The organism is Pseudoduganella sp. HUAS MS19 (genome assembly GCF_053615455.1).
The window spans coordinates 5568409-5584194 of record NZ_CM132133.1 but is presented as its reverse complement, the minus strand read 5'-3'; the positions used below and the strand labels follow the sequence as shown (position 1 = coordinate 5584194).

General features: G+C 62.7%; 17 protein-coding genes. 11 read left to right on the top strand and 6 right to left on the bottom strand.

The window, feature by feature from the left end; genetic code table 11:
• Nucleotides 1–3: 3 nt before the first annotated feature.
• From ACWBU6_RS25560 to ACWBU6_RS25515, 10 genes are all read left to right on the top strand, one after another.
• Nucleotides 4–1287, top strand: a complete 1284-nt coding sequence (locus tag ACWBU6_RS25560) for a nitrous oxide reductase family maturation protein NosD (RefSeq protein ID WP_452646138.1) — start codon at nucleotides 4–6, stop codon at nucleotides 1285–1287.
• Nucleotides 1268–2188, top strand: a complete 921-nt coding sequence (locus ACWBU6_RS25555) for an ABC transporter ATP-binding protein (protein ID WP_452646137.1) — start codon at nucleotides 1268–1270, stop codon at nucleotides 2186–2188. Before ACWBU6_RS25560 ends, ACWBU6_RS25555 begins: the two co-directional genes overlap by 20 nt.
• Nucleotides 2172–2996 carry an ABC transporter permease gene (locus tag ACWBU6_RS25550; protein ID WP_452646136.1) on the top strand — a complete coding sequence of 275 codons (825 nt, stop codon included), beginning with the start codon at nucleotides 2172–2174 and terminating at the stop codon, nucleotides 2994–2996. Before ACWBU6_RS25555 ends, ACWBU6_RS25550 begins: the two co-directional genes overlap by 17 nt.
• Nucleotides 2993–3508 (top strand): nitrous oxide reductase accessory protein NosL, encoded by a 516-nt coding sequence (locus ACWBU6_RS25545; protein ID WP_452646135.1) that lies wholly within the window; start codon nucleotides 2993–2995, stop codon nucleotides 3506–3508. The genes ACWBU6_RS25550 and ACWBU6_RS25545 overlap by 4 nt, the downstream gene beginning before the upstream one ends.
• A gap of 35 nt (nucleotides 3509–3543) precedes the next feature.
• The gene (locus ACWBU6_RS25540) at nucleotides 3544–3867 is read left to right on the top strand and encodes a c-type cytochrome (RefSeq protein WP_452646134.1); all 324 of its coding nucleotides are present in this window, start codon (nucleotides 3544–3546) and stop codon (nucleotides 3865–3867) included.
• A gap of 2 nt (nucleotides 3868–3869) precedes the next feature.
• The gene (locus ACWBU6_RS25535) at nucleotides 3870–4928 is read left to right on the top strand and encodes an FAD:protein FMN transferase (RefSeq protein WP_452646133.1); all 1059 of its coding nucleotides are present in this window, start codon (nucleotides 3870–3872) and stop codon (nucleotides 4926–4928) included.
• Complete coding sequence (locus tag ACWBU6_RS25530; protein WP_452646132.1) at nucleotides 4885–5196, top strand: cupin domain-containing protein; 312 nt, start codon at nucleotides 4885–4887, stop codon at nucleotides 5194–5196. Before ACWBU6_RS25535 ends, ACWBU6_RS25530 begins: the two co-directional genes overlap by 44 nt.
• Nucleotides 5197–5263: 67 nt before the next feature.
• Complete coding sequence (locus tag ACWBU6_RS25525) at nucleotides 5264–5842, top strand: MEDS domain-containing protein (protein WP_452646131.1); 579 nt, start codon at nucleotides 5264–5266, stop codon at nucleotides 5840–5842.
• Between the two features lie 7 nt (nucleotides 5843–5849).
• The gene (locus ACWBU6_RS25520; RefSeq protein WP_452646130.1) at nucleotides 5850–6218 is read left to right on the top strand and encodes a YbaN family protein; all 369 of its coding nucleotides are present in this window, start codon (nucleotides 5850–5852) and stop codon (nucleotides 6216–6218) included.
• Nucleotides 6211–8121, top strand: coding sequence for a hypothetical protein (locus ACWBU6_RS25515; protein WP_452646129.1), 1911 nt, complete (start codon nucleotides 6211–6213; stop codon nucleotides 8119–8121). Before ACWBU6_RS25520 ends, ACWBU6_RS25515 begins: the two co-directional genes overlap by 8 nt.
• A gap of 1 nt (nucleotide 8122) precedes the next feature.
• Here the strand turns inward: ACWBU6_RS25515 and ACWBU6_RS25510 are convergent, their stop codons facing one another.
• Both ACWBU6_RS25510 and ACWBU6_RS25505 read right to left on the bottom strand, forming a co-directional pair.
• On the bottom strand, nucleotides 8123–10252 hold the full coding sequence (locus ACWBU6_RS25510) for an alpha-amylase family glycosyl hydrolase (protein WP_452646128.1): 2130 nt from the start codon (nucleotides 10250–10252) through the stop codon (nucleotides 8123–8125).
• A 112-nt stretch (nucleotides 10253–10364) separates the two neighbouring features.
• Entirely contained in the window at nucleotides 10365–11672 is a 1308-nt protein-coding gene (locus ACWBU6_RS25505; RefSeq protein WP_452646127.1) for an FAD-dependent oxidoreductase, read from the bottom strand.
• A gap of 94 nt (nucleotides 11673–11766) precedes the next feature.
• Here ACWBU6_RS25505 and ACWBU6_RS25500 point away from each other — a divergent pair, with 94 nt between their 5' ends.
• Complete coding sequence (locus tag ACWBU6_RS25500; RefSeq protein ID WP_452646126.1) at nucleotides 11767–12570, top strand: hypothetical protein; 804 nt, start codon at nucleotides 11767–11769, stop codon at nucleotides 12568–12570.
• 61 nt (nucleotides 12571–12631) lie between these two features.
• Here the strand turns inward: ACWBU6_RS25500 and ACWBU6_RS25495 are convergent, their stop codons facing one another.
• From ACWBU6_RS25495 to ACWBU6_RS25480, 4 genes are all read right to left on the bottom strand, one after another.
• Nucleotides 12632–12946 (bottom strand): hypothetical protein, encoded by a 315-nt coding sequence (locus ACWBU6_RS25495; RefSeq protein WP_452646125.1) that lies wholly within the window; start codon nucleotides 12944–12946, stop codon nucleotides 12632–12634.
• Between the two features lie 115 nt (nucleotides 12947–13061).
• On the bottom strand, nucleotides 13062–13292 hold the full coding sequence (locus tag ACWBU6_RS25490; RefSeq protein WP_452646124.1) for a hypothetical protein: 231 nt from the start codon (nucleotides 13290–13292) through the stop codon (nucleotides 13062–13064).
• Nucleotides 13293–13310: 18 nt separating this feature from the next.
• Nucleotides 13311–14560 (bottom strand): IS3 family transposase gene (locus tag ACWBU6_RS25485; protein WP_452646006.1). Its coding sequence is split into 2 segments (ribosomal slippage): nucleotides 13311–14275 and nucleotides 14275–14560, totalling 1251 coding nucleotides; the frame shifts between segments, so codons are not numbered across the junction.
• Nucleotides 14561–14601: 41 nt separating this feature from the next.
• Nucleotides 14602–15690 carry an HD-GYP domain-containing protein gene (locus ACWBU6_RS25480; protein WP_452646123.1) on the bottom strand — a complete coding sequence of 363 codons (1089 nt, stop codon included), beginning with the start codon at nucleotides 15688–15690 and terminating at the stop codon, nucleotides 14602–14604.
• Nucleotides 15691–15786: the final 96 nt, after the last annotated feature.

The following is a 15786-nucleotide window of genomic DNA, read 5'->3' as shown; positions in this document are numbered from 1 at the left end:
GCCATGAGTGTGCTCCGGTTTTGCGCGGCTGTCGTGGCCGCGTCGTTCACAGCGATGCTTGCCTGCGCCTCGCCGGAGATACACGCGGCCGTGCTGAAAGTCCGCGCCGGCGAATCGATCGCCGCTGCTGTCGGCCAGGCACGCGCCGGCGACACCGTCCAGGTCATGGCCGGTACCTACAGGGAACGCATCCTGATCGACAAGCCGCTGCGCCTTGAAGGCATCGGCAAGCCAACCATCGCTGCCGGCTATCAGGGCGACGTAATCCGCGTCAAGTCCGCCGACGTGACAATCCGCGGCCTGATCGTGCGTGACAGCGGCACCGACCTCGGATTGCAGAACGCTGGCATCTATGTCATGCCGGGCTCCGACCGCATCGTCGTCGCCAACTGCGACCTTGTCACCAACCTGTTCGGCATCTGGCTCGAACAGTCGCGCGACGCTGTCGTGCAGGGCAATCTGGTCACCGGCCGCCGCGACCTGATGTCGCAAATGCGTGGCAATGGCATCCAGGTCTATAACACGGACGACACGCAGGTGATCGACAACACGGTCAGCTACGTGCGCGACGGCATCTACGTCGACTACTCGCGTCGCGCCACGTTCCGTGGCAACACTGTGCACCATGTCCGCTATGGCACGCATTACATGAACACCCATAACAGCATTTGGGAAGGCAACACCGTGTACCAGAGCCGCGGCGGGCTGGCGTTGATGGAAGTGCGCAATCTTACCGTGCGCAACAACGTCGCCTGGGGCAATGAAGACCACGGCATCATGCTGCGCACGATCCAGGACTCTGTCATCGAAAACAACATCGTGGCCGGCAATGGACGCGGCTTCTTTATTTACGACGCCGAATTCAATGCCCTGCGCGGCAACCTGGTGATTGGAAACCGCACCGGTGTGCACCTGACGGCAGGGTCGAGCAATAACGCTGTGGATGGAAACGATTTTACCCACAACGCGGAACAGGTCAAATTCGTCGCCTCGAAGGATGTCGAATGGGGCCGCAGCCAGGGCAATTACTGGAGCAATTACAGTGGCTGGGACCAGGACGACGACGGCATCGGCGACGTGCTGTACCAGGCCAACGACGTGGTCGACCGCCTGCATTGGCGTTACCCGCTGCTCAAGCTGCTGCTTAGCAGTCCGGCTGTACAGACGCTGCGCTTCGTGTCGCGGCAATTCCCATTGCTGCGTGCACCGAGCGTGGTCGACAAGCATGCCCGCATGCGGCCCTGGAACACTGATTGGAGAAAATGGCATGGACGACAAGCTGATTGACTTGCGCGCCGTGAGCAAGCGCTATGGCGCGCTGCAGGCGGTAGACGGCGTCGACCTTACCGTGGGGCGCGGCTGCATGGTGGGCCTGATCGGGCATAACGGCGCCGGCAAGAGCACCTTGTTCAAGATGATGCTCGGCCTGCTGGAGCCGACTTCCGGCGAAGTTCTCATCTGCGGCGTGAAAACCTGTGCCGGCGCGTTCCGCGACGTGCGGCGGCGTATCGGCTACCTGCCGGAGAACTTCGTGGCCTATGACAACCTGACCGGCATGGAACTGCTGCACCTGTTCGCCGACCTGAAAAAGGTCGCACGCGGCGCTTGCGGCAATGTACTGGAGCGGGTCGGCCTGTCGGCGGCCGCGGACCGCCGTGTTGGCGGCTACTCCAAGGGCATGCGCCAGCGCCTTGGCTTCGCTCAACTGCTGCTTGGCGCACCGGAACTGGTGTTCCTCGATGAGCCGACCAATGGCCTTGACCCCGACGGCATCCACGATTTCTACCGCATCCTGCACCAGCTGCGCGAGCAGGGCGCCACCATTGTCATCACGTCGCACATCCTGGCCGAAATCCAGGAGCGGGTCGACGAGCTGGTGATCCTGAGCGGCGGCCGCATAGCGGCGCAAGGAACGCTGGCGCAGCTGCGCGCCGGAGCAGCCATGCCGACGGAAATCCGGCTGGTGGCACGCGCAGGGGTAACGGGCCGGGTCGTTGCGGCACTGCGGGGACACGAGGTGAGCGTGGAGCGCGATTGCATCCGAGTTCCATGCACACCGCGGCAAAAGATCCAGATGCTGCAGCTTATCTCCACGCTCGGCGACGCCATTGACGACGTGGGGATTCACGAACCGTCGCTGGAAGACCTGTTCCTTGGCATGGGAGGCCGTCATGCACGCGCGGCTTGACTGGTCGGCGGCGGCCACCATCGCCTCACGCGAATTCCGGGACCGCCTGCGCAACCGCTGGGTACTGGCGGTGGCACTGGTGTTTGCCGTGTTTGCGCTGGCGATTGCCTGGTTCGGCATGGCGCAGCAGGGCAGCGTGGGTTATCGGGGCATCGACGTGACCATCGTCAGCTTGTCCAGCCTTGTTACTTACCTGGTGCCGTTGATCGCACTCTTGCTGGGTTATGACGCGATTGTCGGTGAGCGTGAGCGCGGCTCGCTGGAGCTGCTGCTGTCGCTGCCGATTACGCGCTTCGAGCTGCTGCTCGGGAAGTTTGCCGGACTGGCCGCGGCGATGGCCGCTTCGACTGCACTGGGGTTTGGCGTAGCCCTGCTGGCGCTTTCCAGCCAGCTCGATGCGCGCGATGCCATGCATTTCTTCGGTTTTGCCGGCAGCGCCATCTTGCTGGGACTGGCCTTCCTCAGCATGTCCCTGTGCCTGTCGGTGCTGGCCCACAACCGCATCCGCGCCAGCGGCCTGGCGATTGGCCTGTGGTTCCTGTTCGTGCTGGTCTTCGACATGGTGCTGATGGGCATGCTGGTGCTGTCGCAGGGCGCGCTGGACAGCGCCCTGTTCGGCGCCCTGCTGATGCTGAATCCGGCGGACGTGTTCCGCCTGCTGAATATCTTCAGCTCCGAGCAGGTGCAGGGCTTGTATGGCCTGGCCACCGTGATGCCGGAGCATATGACCGACCCGGGCCTGCTGGCTGGCGTGATGCTGGCCTGGATTGCCGTTCCCTTTGCCATTGCTACCTGGAGATTCAGATGACGTTCCGCAATGCCGCGGCCATTGCCGTACTGCTGCTTCTGGCCGCATGCAACGATTCCGCACGTTCACTGGCCGCGGGCGAGCCGGCGGACGATGCGGTTTGCGCGCTGGATGGCATGAGTCTCAAGGACTACCCCGGCCCCAAGGCGCAGATCGTGTTCAAGGACGGCCGTATCGATTATCTCTGCAGCCTGTCTGAGCTGTTCGAAGTCCTGTTCGGCGACGATGGCCGGCATGGCGTTGGCGCCAGCTATGTGCAGGACATGGGTAAGGCCGACTGGAACAAGCCGCGCGGCCACTGGATCGACGCCCGCGATGCGTTCTATGTGATCGATAGCCGCGCGCAGGGCGCCATGGGGCCAACCACCGGCACCTTCGCCAGCAAGGAAGATGCGCAAGCGTTCGCCGCGCGCGAAGGCGGCCGTGTGCTCGATTACAGCCAGATCAGGCCGGAGGTGCTCAAGCTGGGCACCAAGCCGGCGCACGATGCGCGTGACGATTCCATGCGCTGAGTATTTTTCACCCACCAACCACGAGGAAGACAAGCATGAAAGCATTTACCAAGCTGACCGTCGCTATCGCTGCCGCCGTCCTGGCGCCAGCGGTTATGGCCGCCGCACCTGCCAAGGGCGCCGCCGTCAACGGTGAGAAGATCTATTCCGCCAACTGCGCCTCCTGCCACGCTGCCGGCGTGCTGGGCGCACCCAAGGCGGGCGACAAGGCCGCCTGGGGACCGCGCCTCAAGCAGGGCAAGGAAGTCCTGTACACCCATGGCCTGAGCGGCTTCAAGATGATGCCTGCCAAGGGCGGCAATCCAGGCCTGAAAGACGATGAAGTGAAGGCAGCTATCGACTTCATGGTCAAGGGCTGACGATGCGGCGCCGGAGGCTGTTGGCCTGCGCTGTGCTGCTGCCGTTAGTAGCGGCATGCACGGCCAGGGATGAAGTGCACCATGTGCGGGGCCACGTGTTCGGCACGCAGGTCGAGGTCAGCATCTACGGGCCTTCCGAAACGGAGGCGCGCGAGCAGGGCGCCGCCGTGCTGCGCGAGTTCGACCGCTTGCACCACAAGTACCACGCCTGGCAACCAAGCCAGCTGACGGCGCTGAACGATGCTATTGCCCGCGGCGAGCCTTTCGAAGCGGACGAGGAGATGGTCGCGCTGCTGCGCTCCGCCACCGATTTGTCGGCGCGCTCAGGCGATACATTCAACCCTGCTATCGGTCGCCTGATCCGGCTGTGGGGGTTCCAGAAGAACGATATTACTGCCGGCGGACCGTCGGCGGCGGAGATAGAAAGCCTGGTCAAGGCCAATCCCCGCATGGCGGACCTGCATTTCGACGGTCATCGCATTACCAGCAGCAACCGCAGCGTCATGCTGGACCTGGGCGGCTATGCCAAGGGCTATGCCCTGGACCGCGCGGCGCAGATCCTGCGCCAGGCCGGGGTCAAGGCGGCACTGGTGAACGTTGGCGGCAACGCGATAGCGCTTGGCCAGCCGGGATCGCGCCCGTGGATGGTCGGCATCCGCAATCCCCGTGGGCCGGAAATGGTGGCGCGCGTGGCCTTGCACCACAATGAAGCGATCGGCACCAGCGGCGACTACGAGCGCTACTTTATGAAGCAAGGCAAGCGTCACGCCCACATCATCGATGCCCGTAGCGGGCAGACGGTGGACCTGGTCGCTTCCGTCACCATCATTGCCTCCGGCGGCGCCGATGCGGGCCTGCGCTCGGATGGCAATTCCAAGCCGCTGTTCGTAGTCGGGCCGCAAGGCTGGTGCGGCATGGCGCAACGCCTTGGCCTGAAAGAGGCCATGATGATCGATGCGCAAGGCCAGGTGTATGCTACGCCTGCCATGATGGCGCGCACTGACCGGGGAAAAGGAAATGGGAAATCTGTACGAGGATGCACTGCCGCCCGCAACGGGTGAGCGCTTCGATACGCTGTTGTCGCACCAGGGGCTGGTGGTCGAGCGAATCGTCAGCACGTCGAAGATCGAATCGCAGGAATACGTGCAGGAACAGGACGAATGGGTGGTTCTGCTGGCGGGCGAGGCATTGCTCGAAGTAGCTGGCCGTCAGGTCCCGCTGAAGGCGGGCGACTACCTGTTCCTGCCCGCGCGCACGCCACATACCGTGCAGCGCGTATCCGATGGCGCCTTGTGGCTGGCAGTGCACCTGCATGGCCGCAGCGTGTGACAAAGCGCGCATCTTTTCCCCGTCCTGATCTGCTACTCTTGGTCACTTTAGTTCTGGAGCCAAGGGAATGCAGCCGACGCAGCAGCAGGAAGCGATAGAGGAATTCTGGCAGAACATTTCGCATTGCGACCACGTGGTGCAGATGTATGAAGACGAAGCATCGTTCCTCGATACGCTGGAAGCCTTTGTCCTCGAAGGTTTCCGCAAGAACGACGCCCTGATCATCATCGCCACGCCGGAGCACAGGGCGGCATTGGCCGAGCGCCTGGAGCGCAATGGCATTGACGTAGCCGCTGCCGCATCGGACGGCCAGTACATCGTGCGCGATGCGAGATCCTGCCTGGCGCGCTTCATGTTCGATGGCTGGCCGGCTGAGTCGCGTTTCCATGCGATGGTGGAAGAATTGCTTGCCAAGGCACGCGAAAGGCGCCAGACAGTACGCGCCTTTGGCGAAATGGTGGCCTTGCTGTGGGACGAAAAACTGTATCGCGCCACCATGCGCCTGGAGCATATGTGGACGCAATTGTGCCAGCGCGAATCGTTCCCGCTGTTCTGCGCCTACCCGAAGGCAAGTTTCGATGCCGGCGACCCGGCAATCTGCCGCGAAGTGCACAACGCGCATACGAGGGTCTGCCCACCGCTATAATTGGGCGATGAAAATCGTCCTGGTCACTTTCGGCTGCCTGTTCATGATCCTCGCGGTCCTGGGCGTGTTCCTGCCGCTGCTGCCCACCACGCCCTTCCTGCTGCTGGCGTCGGCCTGCTTCGCGCGCAGCTCGGACAAGCTGCATAACTGGCTGCGCAACCACGGCCGGTTTGGCCGCTACCTGCGCGACTACGAGGATGGGCGCGGCATCCCGCTGCGCGGCAAGATCCTGGCAATGGCAATGATGTGGCCTTCGATGATCTATTCGATGTACCGCGTGCCTTTCCTGTCGCTGAAGGTCATGCTGTTCCTGGTTGCCTGCGGCGTGACGGTTTACCTGTTGCGCCTTCCCACTTCCCGCCCTCTGGATGAATAAGAAAAGCCTGATTGCTGCCGCAGCCGCGTTGCTGCTGTCCCATGCCGCCTGCGCCGCAAGGTGGGAGGTCGTCGCGGGAGCGCCTATGGCCTTGCGCAGTGAGCGGCTGGAAACGCCGCGCGGCATCGCCGTTGGGCATGACGACACCATTTATTTCACCGACGGTGCGACCGTGAGGGCCTTGCAGCCGGACGGCAAGCTGGTGGCCTTGCCGGGGCGATTCATCGCGCCGGCCGGGCTGGCCGTGGCGGCCGATGGCACTGTCTATGTGGCCGATGCGGGCAACCATGCGGTGAAGGCCATTTCTCCTGCGGGAGATGTGCGGACGGTGGCCGGTCAAGCCGGCACTGCGGGACGCAAAGACGGCAGGGGCATTGCGGCACGTTTCGACCAGCCGGCCGGGCTGGCACTTGATGCGGCCGGCAGCATCCTGGTGGCTGACGCTGGCAACAATGCGCTGCGGCGGATTTCGGCCGACGGCGTGGTCAGCACGCTGGCCATGGGCCTGCCGATGCAGCCGCAAGGCATAGCGATCGATGCGCGCGGCGGCGTTGTGCTGTCTGATGCAGTGAGCGCGTTGCGCGTCGATGCGGCCGGTAAATGGCAGGCGCTCGATCCTGAACCGGATATCGTGCCTTCGCCGGACCAGGCGGAGCGCGGCGTCCGCGCCATCGCTGGAGCGCCGGAGGAATGCCAGCGCGGCAAATGCCTGCGGCGCTACCTGGCCCCGAGCATGCCGACCGTTGCCAAGACACGCGCCATGCCCGCCGGGCAGATCGCCGTCGACTCGCAGGGACGGCTGCTGGCGACCGCGCCTGCCAGCGGAACCATCTACCGCATCGACCATGACGGCATCATCGTGCCTGTGCTGGGTGCGGGCGATGTGACGGGCGACCTGTCCGGCGTCGCGCGCAGCCGCGAAGGCCGCCTGCACCTGCTGCTGGCCGAGCGGCAATCGGCAATGAGCTGGGATGCCGGCGGCAAGCCGCAGCCGTTTGCGCTGCAATATGCTGCCTCGTTGAACCGTGATGGCCCGGCATTGCAGGCGCGCTTCGGCGAAATTACCCAGCTCGCAGTGGGGCGCGATGGCGGGCTGTATGTGCTGGACGGCGACCAGTTACGCCGTATCGACAAGGAAGGCGTGGTGCGCACCTTGCTGGAAGCAGGAAGCTTTCGCAAGCTGCGCGATTCGAACGCTGCGGCGCAGGTGGACTTGCATGGCTCTATGGTTGCCCGTCCCAGCACCGGCGTATTCGTTACCGCCAACGGCGGGCTGGCAGGCGTGAGCACGGAAGGCATGATTTCCCTGGTCAGCGGCCCGCCGGGCATGACGCCCGACCAAACCGGCTTGGTGCCTGCGCTGCGGCGCATCTGGGCCTACGTCGCACAGGATGCGGAACCATTCATGTTGCCCGGACTGGGCCGGCATCGCATTGCCGCGGACGCCACGGGCCAGGCCTGGTACTGCGCCGACAATGTATTGTGGCGCATCCGCCCACGCGGTGTGGCGCGCAAGATCGAACTGCAGGAGGCGGACGGTTGCGGCGACGTGCTGGTTGCACCGAGCGATGATGTCTTCATGCTGCACGGCCATTACATTAGCCGCGTCGGCGCGGATGGCTACCAGTGGCTGGCGGCCGGCAGCCGCGAACGTAAAGGCGGGGACGATGGGGCAGGCCTGCTGGCACGCTTTCGTAACATCACACATGCGGCGGCCGATGCCGGCAGCAATATCTACCTTATTGACGATGGCGTGTTGCGCAAGTTGTCGGCAAATGGTGAAGTCAGCACCGAAGGAAAAGGCTTGCCTGGAGATGTCGGAAAGCTGCGCGCCCTTGCTGTGGACAGGAAGGGCGCGCTCTACGTCGCTACTCAGCGCACAATCTTGAAGCTCAAGCCCTGATTCAAGGCTGCCAGTTCACGTTCACCGTGGCAGTACCGCTGGCTGGCGTGGTAAAGGTGTGGTTGCTGCCCCCTTCCCACACGGTAGGGTTGGCACTCTTCTTCAGGAACTTGTAGCTGACGGTGGTGCCAGCCGGTACGCTGACGTCGGTGTACCAGTTCGGGTAGCTGTAGACCACCTGGTTGAACAGCGGGCCAAGGGGGGCGGCGGCGCTCCAGTTGGCAAGTTCGAATTTGTCCCCGGTCAGGTAGACGTTTTCACCGGATACCGTGGTGGCATTGCCAACCACGAAGCGCACCGTCACCTGCGGTCCGCTAAGGATCTCGAAATTGCTCCAGGTATCGCTGGTGGCTGCGCCAGCCGTGACGATGCTCACGCCGCTCATGCCCGCTGCCACGCTCGGCACCAGTACCTTGATCTGGGTGTCTTCCCACGACAGGATGTTGGCGCCGCTGACCACCGTGCTGCCGAATTTCACGGTACCTTTGGTGGCGCCGAAGCCACGGCCATCGATGGTAATGGCTTTACCTGGCATCGACATATTCGGTCCGACGTGCCCCAGTTTTGGCGACGCAACGGCTGCGGTGTACTGCCACACGGCGATCGCGCCCGGCGCCAGGGTGAAGTTGCCGACTGCGCCGTTAGCGCCGACCGTGATGTTGTTGCCATTGAAGCCCAGGCCATTCAGCACGTCGGTATAGCTGCCTGCCGGCAGCCCGGCGATAAAGCCGCTGATGGGCGTTGCGGTGGACAGGTTGCGGTTGATTGCAACCACGGTCACGTTGTTGCCGAAATTGCGCTCGAAGATCAGCACATCGTTATTGACCCAGCGCTGCTGAGTGGTGCCGTAAGCGATGGCGGGATTCGATTTGCGCAGTGGGGCCAGGCGCGCCACCAGCTTGTACGCTGCCGTCGTCGTGGCAAAGGAAGTCATCATTGCGCGGTTGTCCGGGTCACCGGTGCCCTGCATGTATTGCTCGGTGCCGTAGTAGATGGCCGGCACGCCGCGTGAAGTAAGGGTAAAGGCCAATGCCTGTTCCAGCTTGCGGCCGTTGGCGCCCGCCGTCTGGAAGCGCGGCATATCGTGATTGTCGATGAAGGTCACCTGGTCGCCCACGTGCGAATACTGGCCGGAGGTATCGCTCACCATCTGGTTCAGGGAAGTCATGTTCGCCGTGCCATCCTTGAAAACCTGGCGCACTTTCTGTGCGAACTGGAAGTCCAGCAGGCTCATGCCGCTGCGGTTGGCGAAGTAGTGGTTGGCCGGGTCGACTTCATTCTCGCTCAAGTACCACTCGCCGAAGGTAAACACCGGCTTGTAGCCGTTGATATACGACATCAGGCTCTTTTGCCAGCCGAACGACATGTGCTTGACCGCGTCCATGCGGATGCCGTCGATGCCCAGGTCCAGCCATACCTTGATGGCGGCCTTCATGTAGGCGTCTACGGCGGCGTTGTTGTGGTTCAGGTCTGCCAGGTCGAACAGGTTGCGGTAAATGCCGCTTTCCAGCGTGGAGAAGTCGGTGCCGCCGTTGTGGTGGAAGTAGCCGTTCGGATCGGAACCGTAGCCGGCCATCAGCGCACCGTTGTCATACAGCCTGCCGTTCTCGCCAAAGGTGGTATCGGTGGCCGAGGCGGGGGAAGTGTGGTTGGGTGCGAAGTCGATGATCACCTTGATGTTGCGGGCGTGGGCCGCGTTGATCATGCTGGTGAAGTCGCTCATGGTGCCGAAGGCGGGGTTGGCGCGCTTGAAGTCGCGTGCCCAGTAGCCGTGGTAGGCGGTGCTGCTGGTGCCGGAGTAGTTCAGTACCGCTGTGATGTTCTCCACCGGTTGCGAAATCCAGATGGCGGTGATGCCCATGCCGGTCAGGTAGCCGTCCTCGATCTTGTTCTGGATCCCTTTCCAGTCGCCGCCGCAGAACAGTTTTTTCTGCGCGCAGCCGGCGCTGAAGGCGCTGCCGGCCGGGTTGTTGGCGCTATTGCCGTCCGCCAGCCGGTCGGTCACGATCTGGTAGATCACGTCCGTGTTGAAGCCTTGCCTGTTGCCGACCGCAGTGTCGGGAGCGGCCTGCGTATTGAAGGTGAATGCGGCCAGCACGGCCGCAAACAGGGCGTTGCGTTGAGTCTCCATGGTCCTTCCTTTCTTTGTTTTGGTGGACAAAGTATGGAGTAGTTTAACTACGCGCACACTTGGCATGTGGCGTAAACGCAGCAAAAAACCTGATTAAATTGAAGTATTTTGACTACAGAAAATCCTGTAGTCGGCGCCCAAGGCGCTTGCCGAGTGCAAGCAGCGTGAGGGTGGGTGGCAGGCCCCAGGGGGCGGGTAGGACGGAGGCATCGCAGACGTAAAGGCCGCTCGTGGCGGTGCGTAAATCGCTGTCCACGCCAGCCTGGCCACTACCGCCTATGGCCAGGGCACTGCCCGGATGGGCGGCGAAATGCCAGCTTTGGAACACATGGCGGGCGCCGGCTTCGGACAGGATGCGCCGCGCCAGTGCGGTACCGCGCCTGAAGCGCTCGCGGTCGGCAGTTTGCAATGTCTTGTCGACCCAGTGCGGACCGATGCCGCCGCCGGCCAGGTCGCGGATCTTGACCATGATGCTGAGCGTGCGGCGGTGAGCGAACAGGCGGTCGACGCGGCCGACCTGCAGCGCGAAGGCCTGGTACATCGGCTTGGGCAGGGTCAGGTCGGCAAAAGACAGGCCTTCTTCCGGCAACGCCATGCCGGCCGCCATCGGCACCTCGGCGCCGCCGTCGATATCTTCGACTGTACCCATTACCGCCACCACGGGATCGCTGATGAAGGGCAGGCTGCGCGGTGCCAGCCCGGAGGCATGCAGCAGGCGCGGGCTGCCGATGCCCCCGCCGGCCAATATCACCACGCTGGCCCTGGCGCTGTGCGTGGTGCCGTCGCGCACGTATTCAACACCGGCTGCGCGGCCCTGGTCGAGCAGCACGCGCCGGACCTGCGCGCGGTCCAGGATATGCGCACCGCGCAGGCGCGCTGCATCGAGCAGGTCGCGAGCAGTCCACTTGGCGCCGTACGGGCAGCCGTAGACGCATCGCCAGCAGCCGGTGCGGCAGATGGCCGGGCGGATCATCTTTTCGAGTTTTTGCCAGGGCAAGCCGGCTGACTGCGCTGCCTGCATGATGCGTTGGGCCATGGGGCCGAGCAATTCATCGGGCAAACGGCCGATCGGCAGTTCGGCGCGGCATTCCGCCAGGGCAGGCGCCAGGTCGATGCCCAGCGCTGCAAAGCGTTCCAGCGGCGGCGTAGCGGCAGTGGCGAAGTTCAGGGTGGAGCTGCCGCCGGCAGCCTGGCCGCGCACCAGCAGCGATGCGTCGCGGTGGAAGAAAGCTCCCTTGCCGGGGATGGCGCCGATGCCCGCCATCTGGGCCAGCGTGCCGCGCAAGGGCGCGCTGCTGCCCTGTTCCAGCACCAGAACGCGCTGTCCATGCCGCGCAAGCGTATGCGCGACGCTGGCGCCCCCGGGGCCGCTGCCGACAACGATGGCGTCGTAGCGTCGAGCGGACGGCCCCTCTGTCATGTCAGTTCTCCTGTTTCAGGTCAAATATTCCGTCCACTCTAATGGAGACAATAGTATTGTCAACTTATACCGATGTTCTTTGCATGGAGGCTGAATGGAGCAGTTGAGGAAAGCGGCGACAGCATACTGGGTCATGTTTGAGCATGTTGGGGTTTGCTATCACCTTCAGAACTGGAACTATCGAATCGCGCTCCTTGCCGGACTAGGATTCCTGGCATCGGTTGTATTCTGCTTCATTGCGCTATGGGAGAAGGACGCCGTATGGTGGAAACTTTTCTTACTCGCCCTGGGAATGGAAGCAGCAGGACTCTATTTTCTTTTCCGATTCGAGAAAACGAGAAATGCATTTGTCCTTGAGCGATTGAATCGACGATTCGAAGTTGAGTTTGCAACCCTGGATGGGCACAGGAAAAGGCAACTTACCAGGCACTTTGGCCAAAAGCCGAGTGACTTTATTGAGTTTGCCGCGCAAATAGATCAAATGAGGGAGCAGTATGAGAAGCATTACCCGCGAAGCAACCCAATTCTTGACCTGTTGCGGTATGTCTATCATCCAGAGTCAAAGGCCCGGATATATACCCTCTTGCTAGCTATTGCGTCTGCGGTACTTGCACTTGCGATTCGCCAGGGAGCAGGTCTCGACAATCTCTTTCAGTTTTTCGAGGGGATGGGATTGGCGCAAGGGCTGATGCTTAACATCGCCTTTGCCACCATGATTGGCTATTTTCTCTACATGCTTGGCATGGTGGGGGCGGATCTCCTGGGAGTGGTCGAGCACTTGGGATCCCGGTTCGCCTTCAGGAGAAAAGTCGGATCGGATTTCGCCCTGAAGTACGTCCAGAAAGATCTGGTCAGGCTTGCAAACGTGATCCATTTGCCGTATGAGGCGATTGGATAGAAACCCGGCGCGCCGTGCCGCGCGAGCATAGGGGCGGCACAGGCGGTGCGACGGTGGTAAATCAGCGGGTTTGCTTGTCGTGCTTCTGGTGGTGGATGGCGGCGCTGTTGCGGTCAGCTTCGCGCTGCAGCTTGTGGCGCTCCTTGCGGGTGACTTTGCCGTCGGCCTTGGCCATCGCTTCGTCATGGGCCAGCTTGGCTTCGCGGGCTTCCAGGTGCTGCGCTTCTTTGGCGGTCAACTGGCCGGATTCGATGCCTTGGGCAATGCGGGCCTGCTGGCGCTCTTCGCGCTTGTCCAGGTTCGGGGTGGATTGGGCGAAGGCTGGCAGGACAAAGGCCGATACCAGGACGGCGGCGAACAGCTTGGTGGTTTTCATGGCGTTCCCTTTCAATTGTTGGTTTCCGCAAGTCGCGTTGCCGCAGTATAGGACTGGCGATCCCGGGAAAAAACACCGTGCCATGTAATCGGTGTAAGCATTTGCAACCGTTACGTTAATGTAGTTCGGGGCGCAGGTGCTGCATCAGGTCTTTCAGCGCGCCCTGCGACAGGCCGTCCAGCTCCGGGGAGCGGCGGTCGATTTCGTTGGCCAGGTCGGCCAGCAGCCAGTCCATCTCATCGAGCATGGCGCGCAATTCGGCCAGTATCTCTGGGTCGCCCTGCATCATTGCCAACATGCTGGTCATGTCGTCCGGGTTGAAGCCTAAAGTGGACCCGTCAGTCAAGACACTTAGCCGGTTAATTTAAGCTGTGCCCGTTTCCACTTCTGCAGCTGCCCGGCGCTGCCCCGTATTGCTCACTTCTTCCTGCCCCTGATCTGCGTCGCCGAATTTGTCAACGATCATCGCACCGCCGCCGATGCCCGCGCTGTAGACCCGATCTGGCGTCTCGTAGCCCAATGCCTGATGTGGGCGCCCGGCGTTGTAGAACGCGAAGTATTGCGCCAGCCCCACCGTCAACTCGGCCATGTTGGCATAGCCCTTCAAATACACGTCCTCGTACTTCACGTTGCGCCACAGGCGCTCCACGAAGATGTTGTCCAAAGCTCGTCCGCGCCCATCCATGCTGATCGCCACGCCTTCGCGTTTGAGTACACCGGTGAAGGCGCTGCTGGTGAACTGCGAGCCTTGGTCGCTATTGAAAACCTCGGGCTTGCCATGGTGACGTATAGCGTCTTCCAGGCAGTCCACGCAGAACGCGGCGTCCATGCTGTTGCTGAGGCGCCAGGCCAGCACCTTGCGGCTGTACCAGTCGATGATCGCCACCAGATAGGCGAAACCCTTCGCCAGTCGGATGTAGGTGAGATCCGTCGACCACACCTGGTTTGGCCGCGTTACCGCCACACCGCGCAGCAGGTAAGGATAGACCTTGTGCCCTGGCTGCGCCTTGCTCGTGTTGGGTCCCGGCGCCATGCCGGCCAGGCCCATCTCCCGCATCAGGCGCTGCACGCGCTTACGGTTGACGCAATGGCCTCGCCCGCGCAGAAACACCACCATACGCCGACTACCGTAGAACGGCCGATTGGTGTACTCCTCGTCGATCAGCGCCCGCAGCTGGCCATCTTCCTCGTCTATCAACGGCTGGCGCGCTGCCGCTTCCAGTCGCCGGTAGACCGTGGAGCGCGGCACGGCTGCCAGCTCGCACTGCATCGCCAACGGCACCTCATCGCCGCGATCAATCCACTGCGCCCGTTCGGCTGGGCTCATTCCCCGAGCTTTTTTTTGAGCCAATCGACCTGCATCTTCAGCCGCCCAATCTCGCCATACAGCTTGTCCTCCGGGCTGCTTTCATCGACCGGCTTGGGGCCGCGCTTGACGTCGAACAGCACCCCGGCGTTTTCCAGGATTTCCTTTTTCCACTGCCCGACCAGCACCGGATGCACGCCGTATTCCTGCGCGATCTCCGTCACCGTCTTCACCCCGCGTACCGCTTCCAAGCCCACCTTGGCCTTGAACTCCGCCGTATGCACCCTGCGTTTTTTGCCTTCACTCATGCGCTATCATCCTTTCACGGACGACAGCTTAAACCACCGTCTCAAATTCGGGGTCCACTATAGCCGGCCTGCAGTACCAGGGAACGGACCGACGCCATGCGTTCGAACAGGAATGCCAGCGGTGAGCCCGGCGAATCGGCGGCGGGGCGCTGCTCCAGCATTGCCCGCAGGCCGAACCAGGCCTGCAGCAATTCGGACAGGTGGTTCAGGCGTCTCGATGGGTCGACGGCGGGAGATGCCCCGGCCTGCGTGCCCGCATGCGGCTGCAGCAGGTCGCGCAGGATGACCAGCACTTCGCCATCGAAGCGCGGCTTGTTAATCCGGTACAGCATTTCCAGGCGCTGCATATCGAGGCGGCGCAGCACGGTTTCGGTCACGTCGGCAGCGGCAATGATGCGTGCCAGCCGGTCGACCTGGGCACCTCGCAGCGCGTGCGGATAGCCGCTGCCATCCAGCCTTTCGTGATGCTGCAGTACCGCCTTGCTCGCGGCGGCCGGAAAGCCCGGCAGGTCTTTCAGCAGCACGTAGCCGGTTACTGGATGCACATGCACAAAGCGGCGCTCTTCCGCTGTGACCTGGTGCGACTGGTCGAGGATGCGCGGATCGGTGTGCATTTCGCCGAAGTCGTGGCAAAGCGCGGCCAGCAGCACGGCCGGCAGATCGGCTGAGGGAATGCCCATGCGCTGTGCACAGGCGAAGGCGATGATGGCCGTGCGCAGCGTATGGTCGAACATCTCGGCGTGCTTGTCCGCCATGACTGTCAGGCGCAGCTCGATGGTCGAGTGCAGGCGCAGGTTGGCAGTGCAGTGCTTCAGCTGGCGCGGATCGCCGGCACGCGCGAGCAGTTGGCGATAGCTCGCATCGTTTTCGAGGATGCGGTCGAATTCGATCGCCAGCGTGGCGGCATCGACTGCCTTGTCGGAGGAAAGGACCTGGTCGAGCGGGGCGGAGAGTTTGTAGCGGGTGAGCTTTTCGAACTGCCTGCTGTCGATGCGTGCGCCCTTGGCCAGCAGCTTGGTGCCGTTGCTGGCGTAGATATCCTCGCTGGCGATCACGTCGCGCGTGTCGCCCATCTCCGTTACCGAGCGCACGAAATGCGGGCTCTCGCCCGGCACGCCACTAAGTTTCATTTCGCTAGCCAAAATGTCCACCTTGGGGTCAGGAACGGAAGTGGACATTTTCGCAGAAAAAAAGCCCCGCACAAGGCGGGGCCGGAAGCAGAGGCG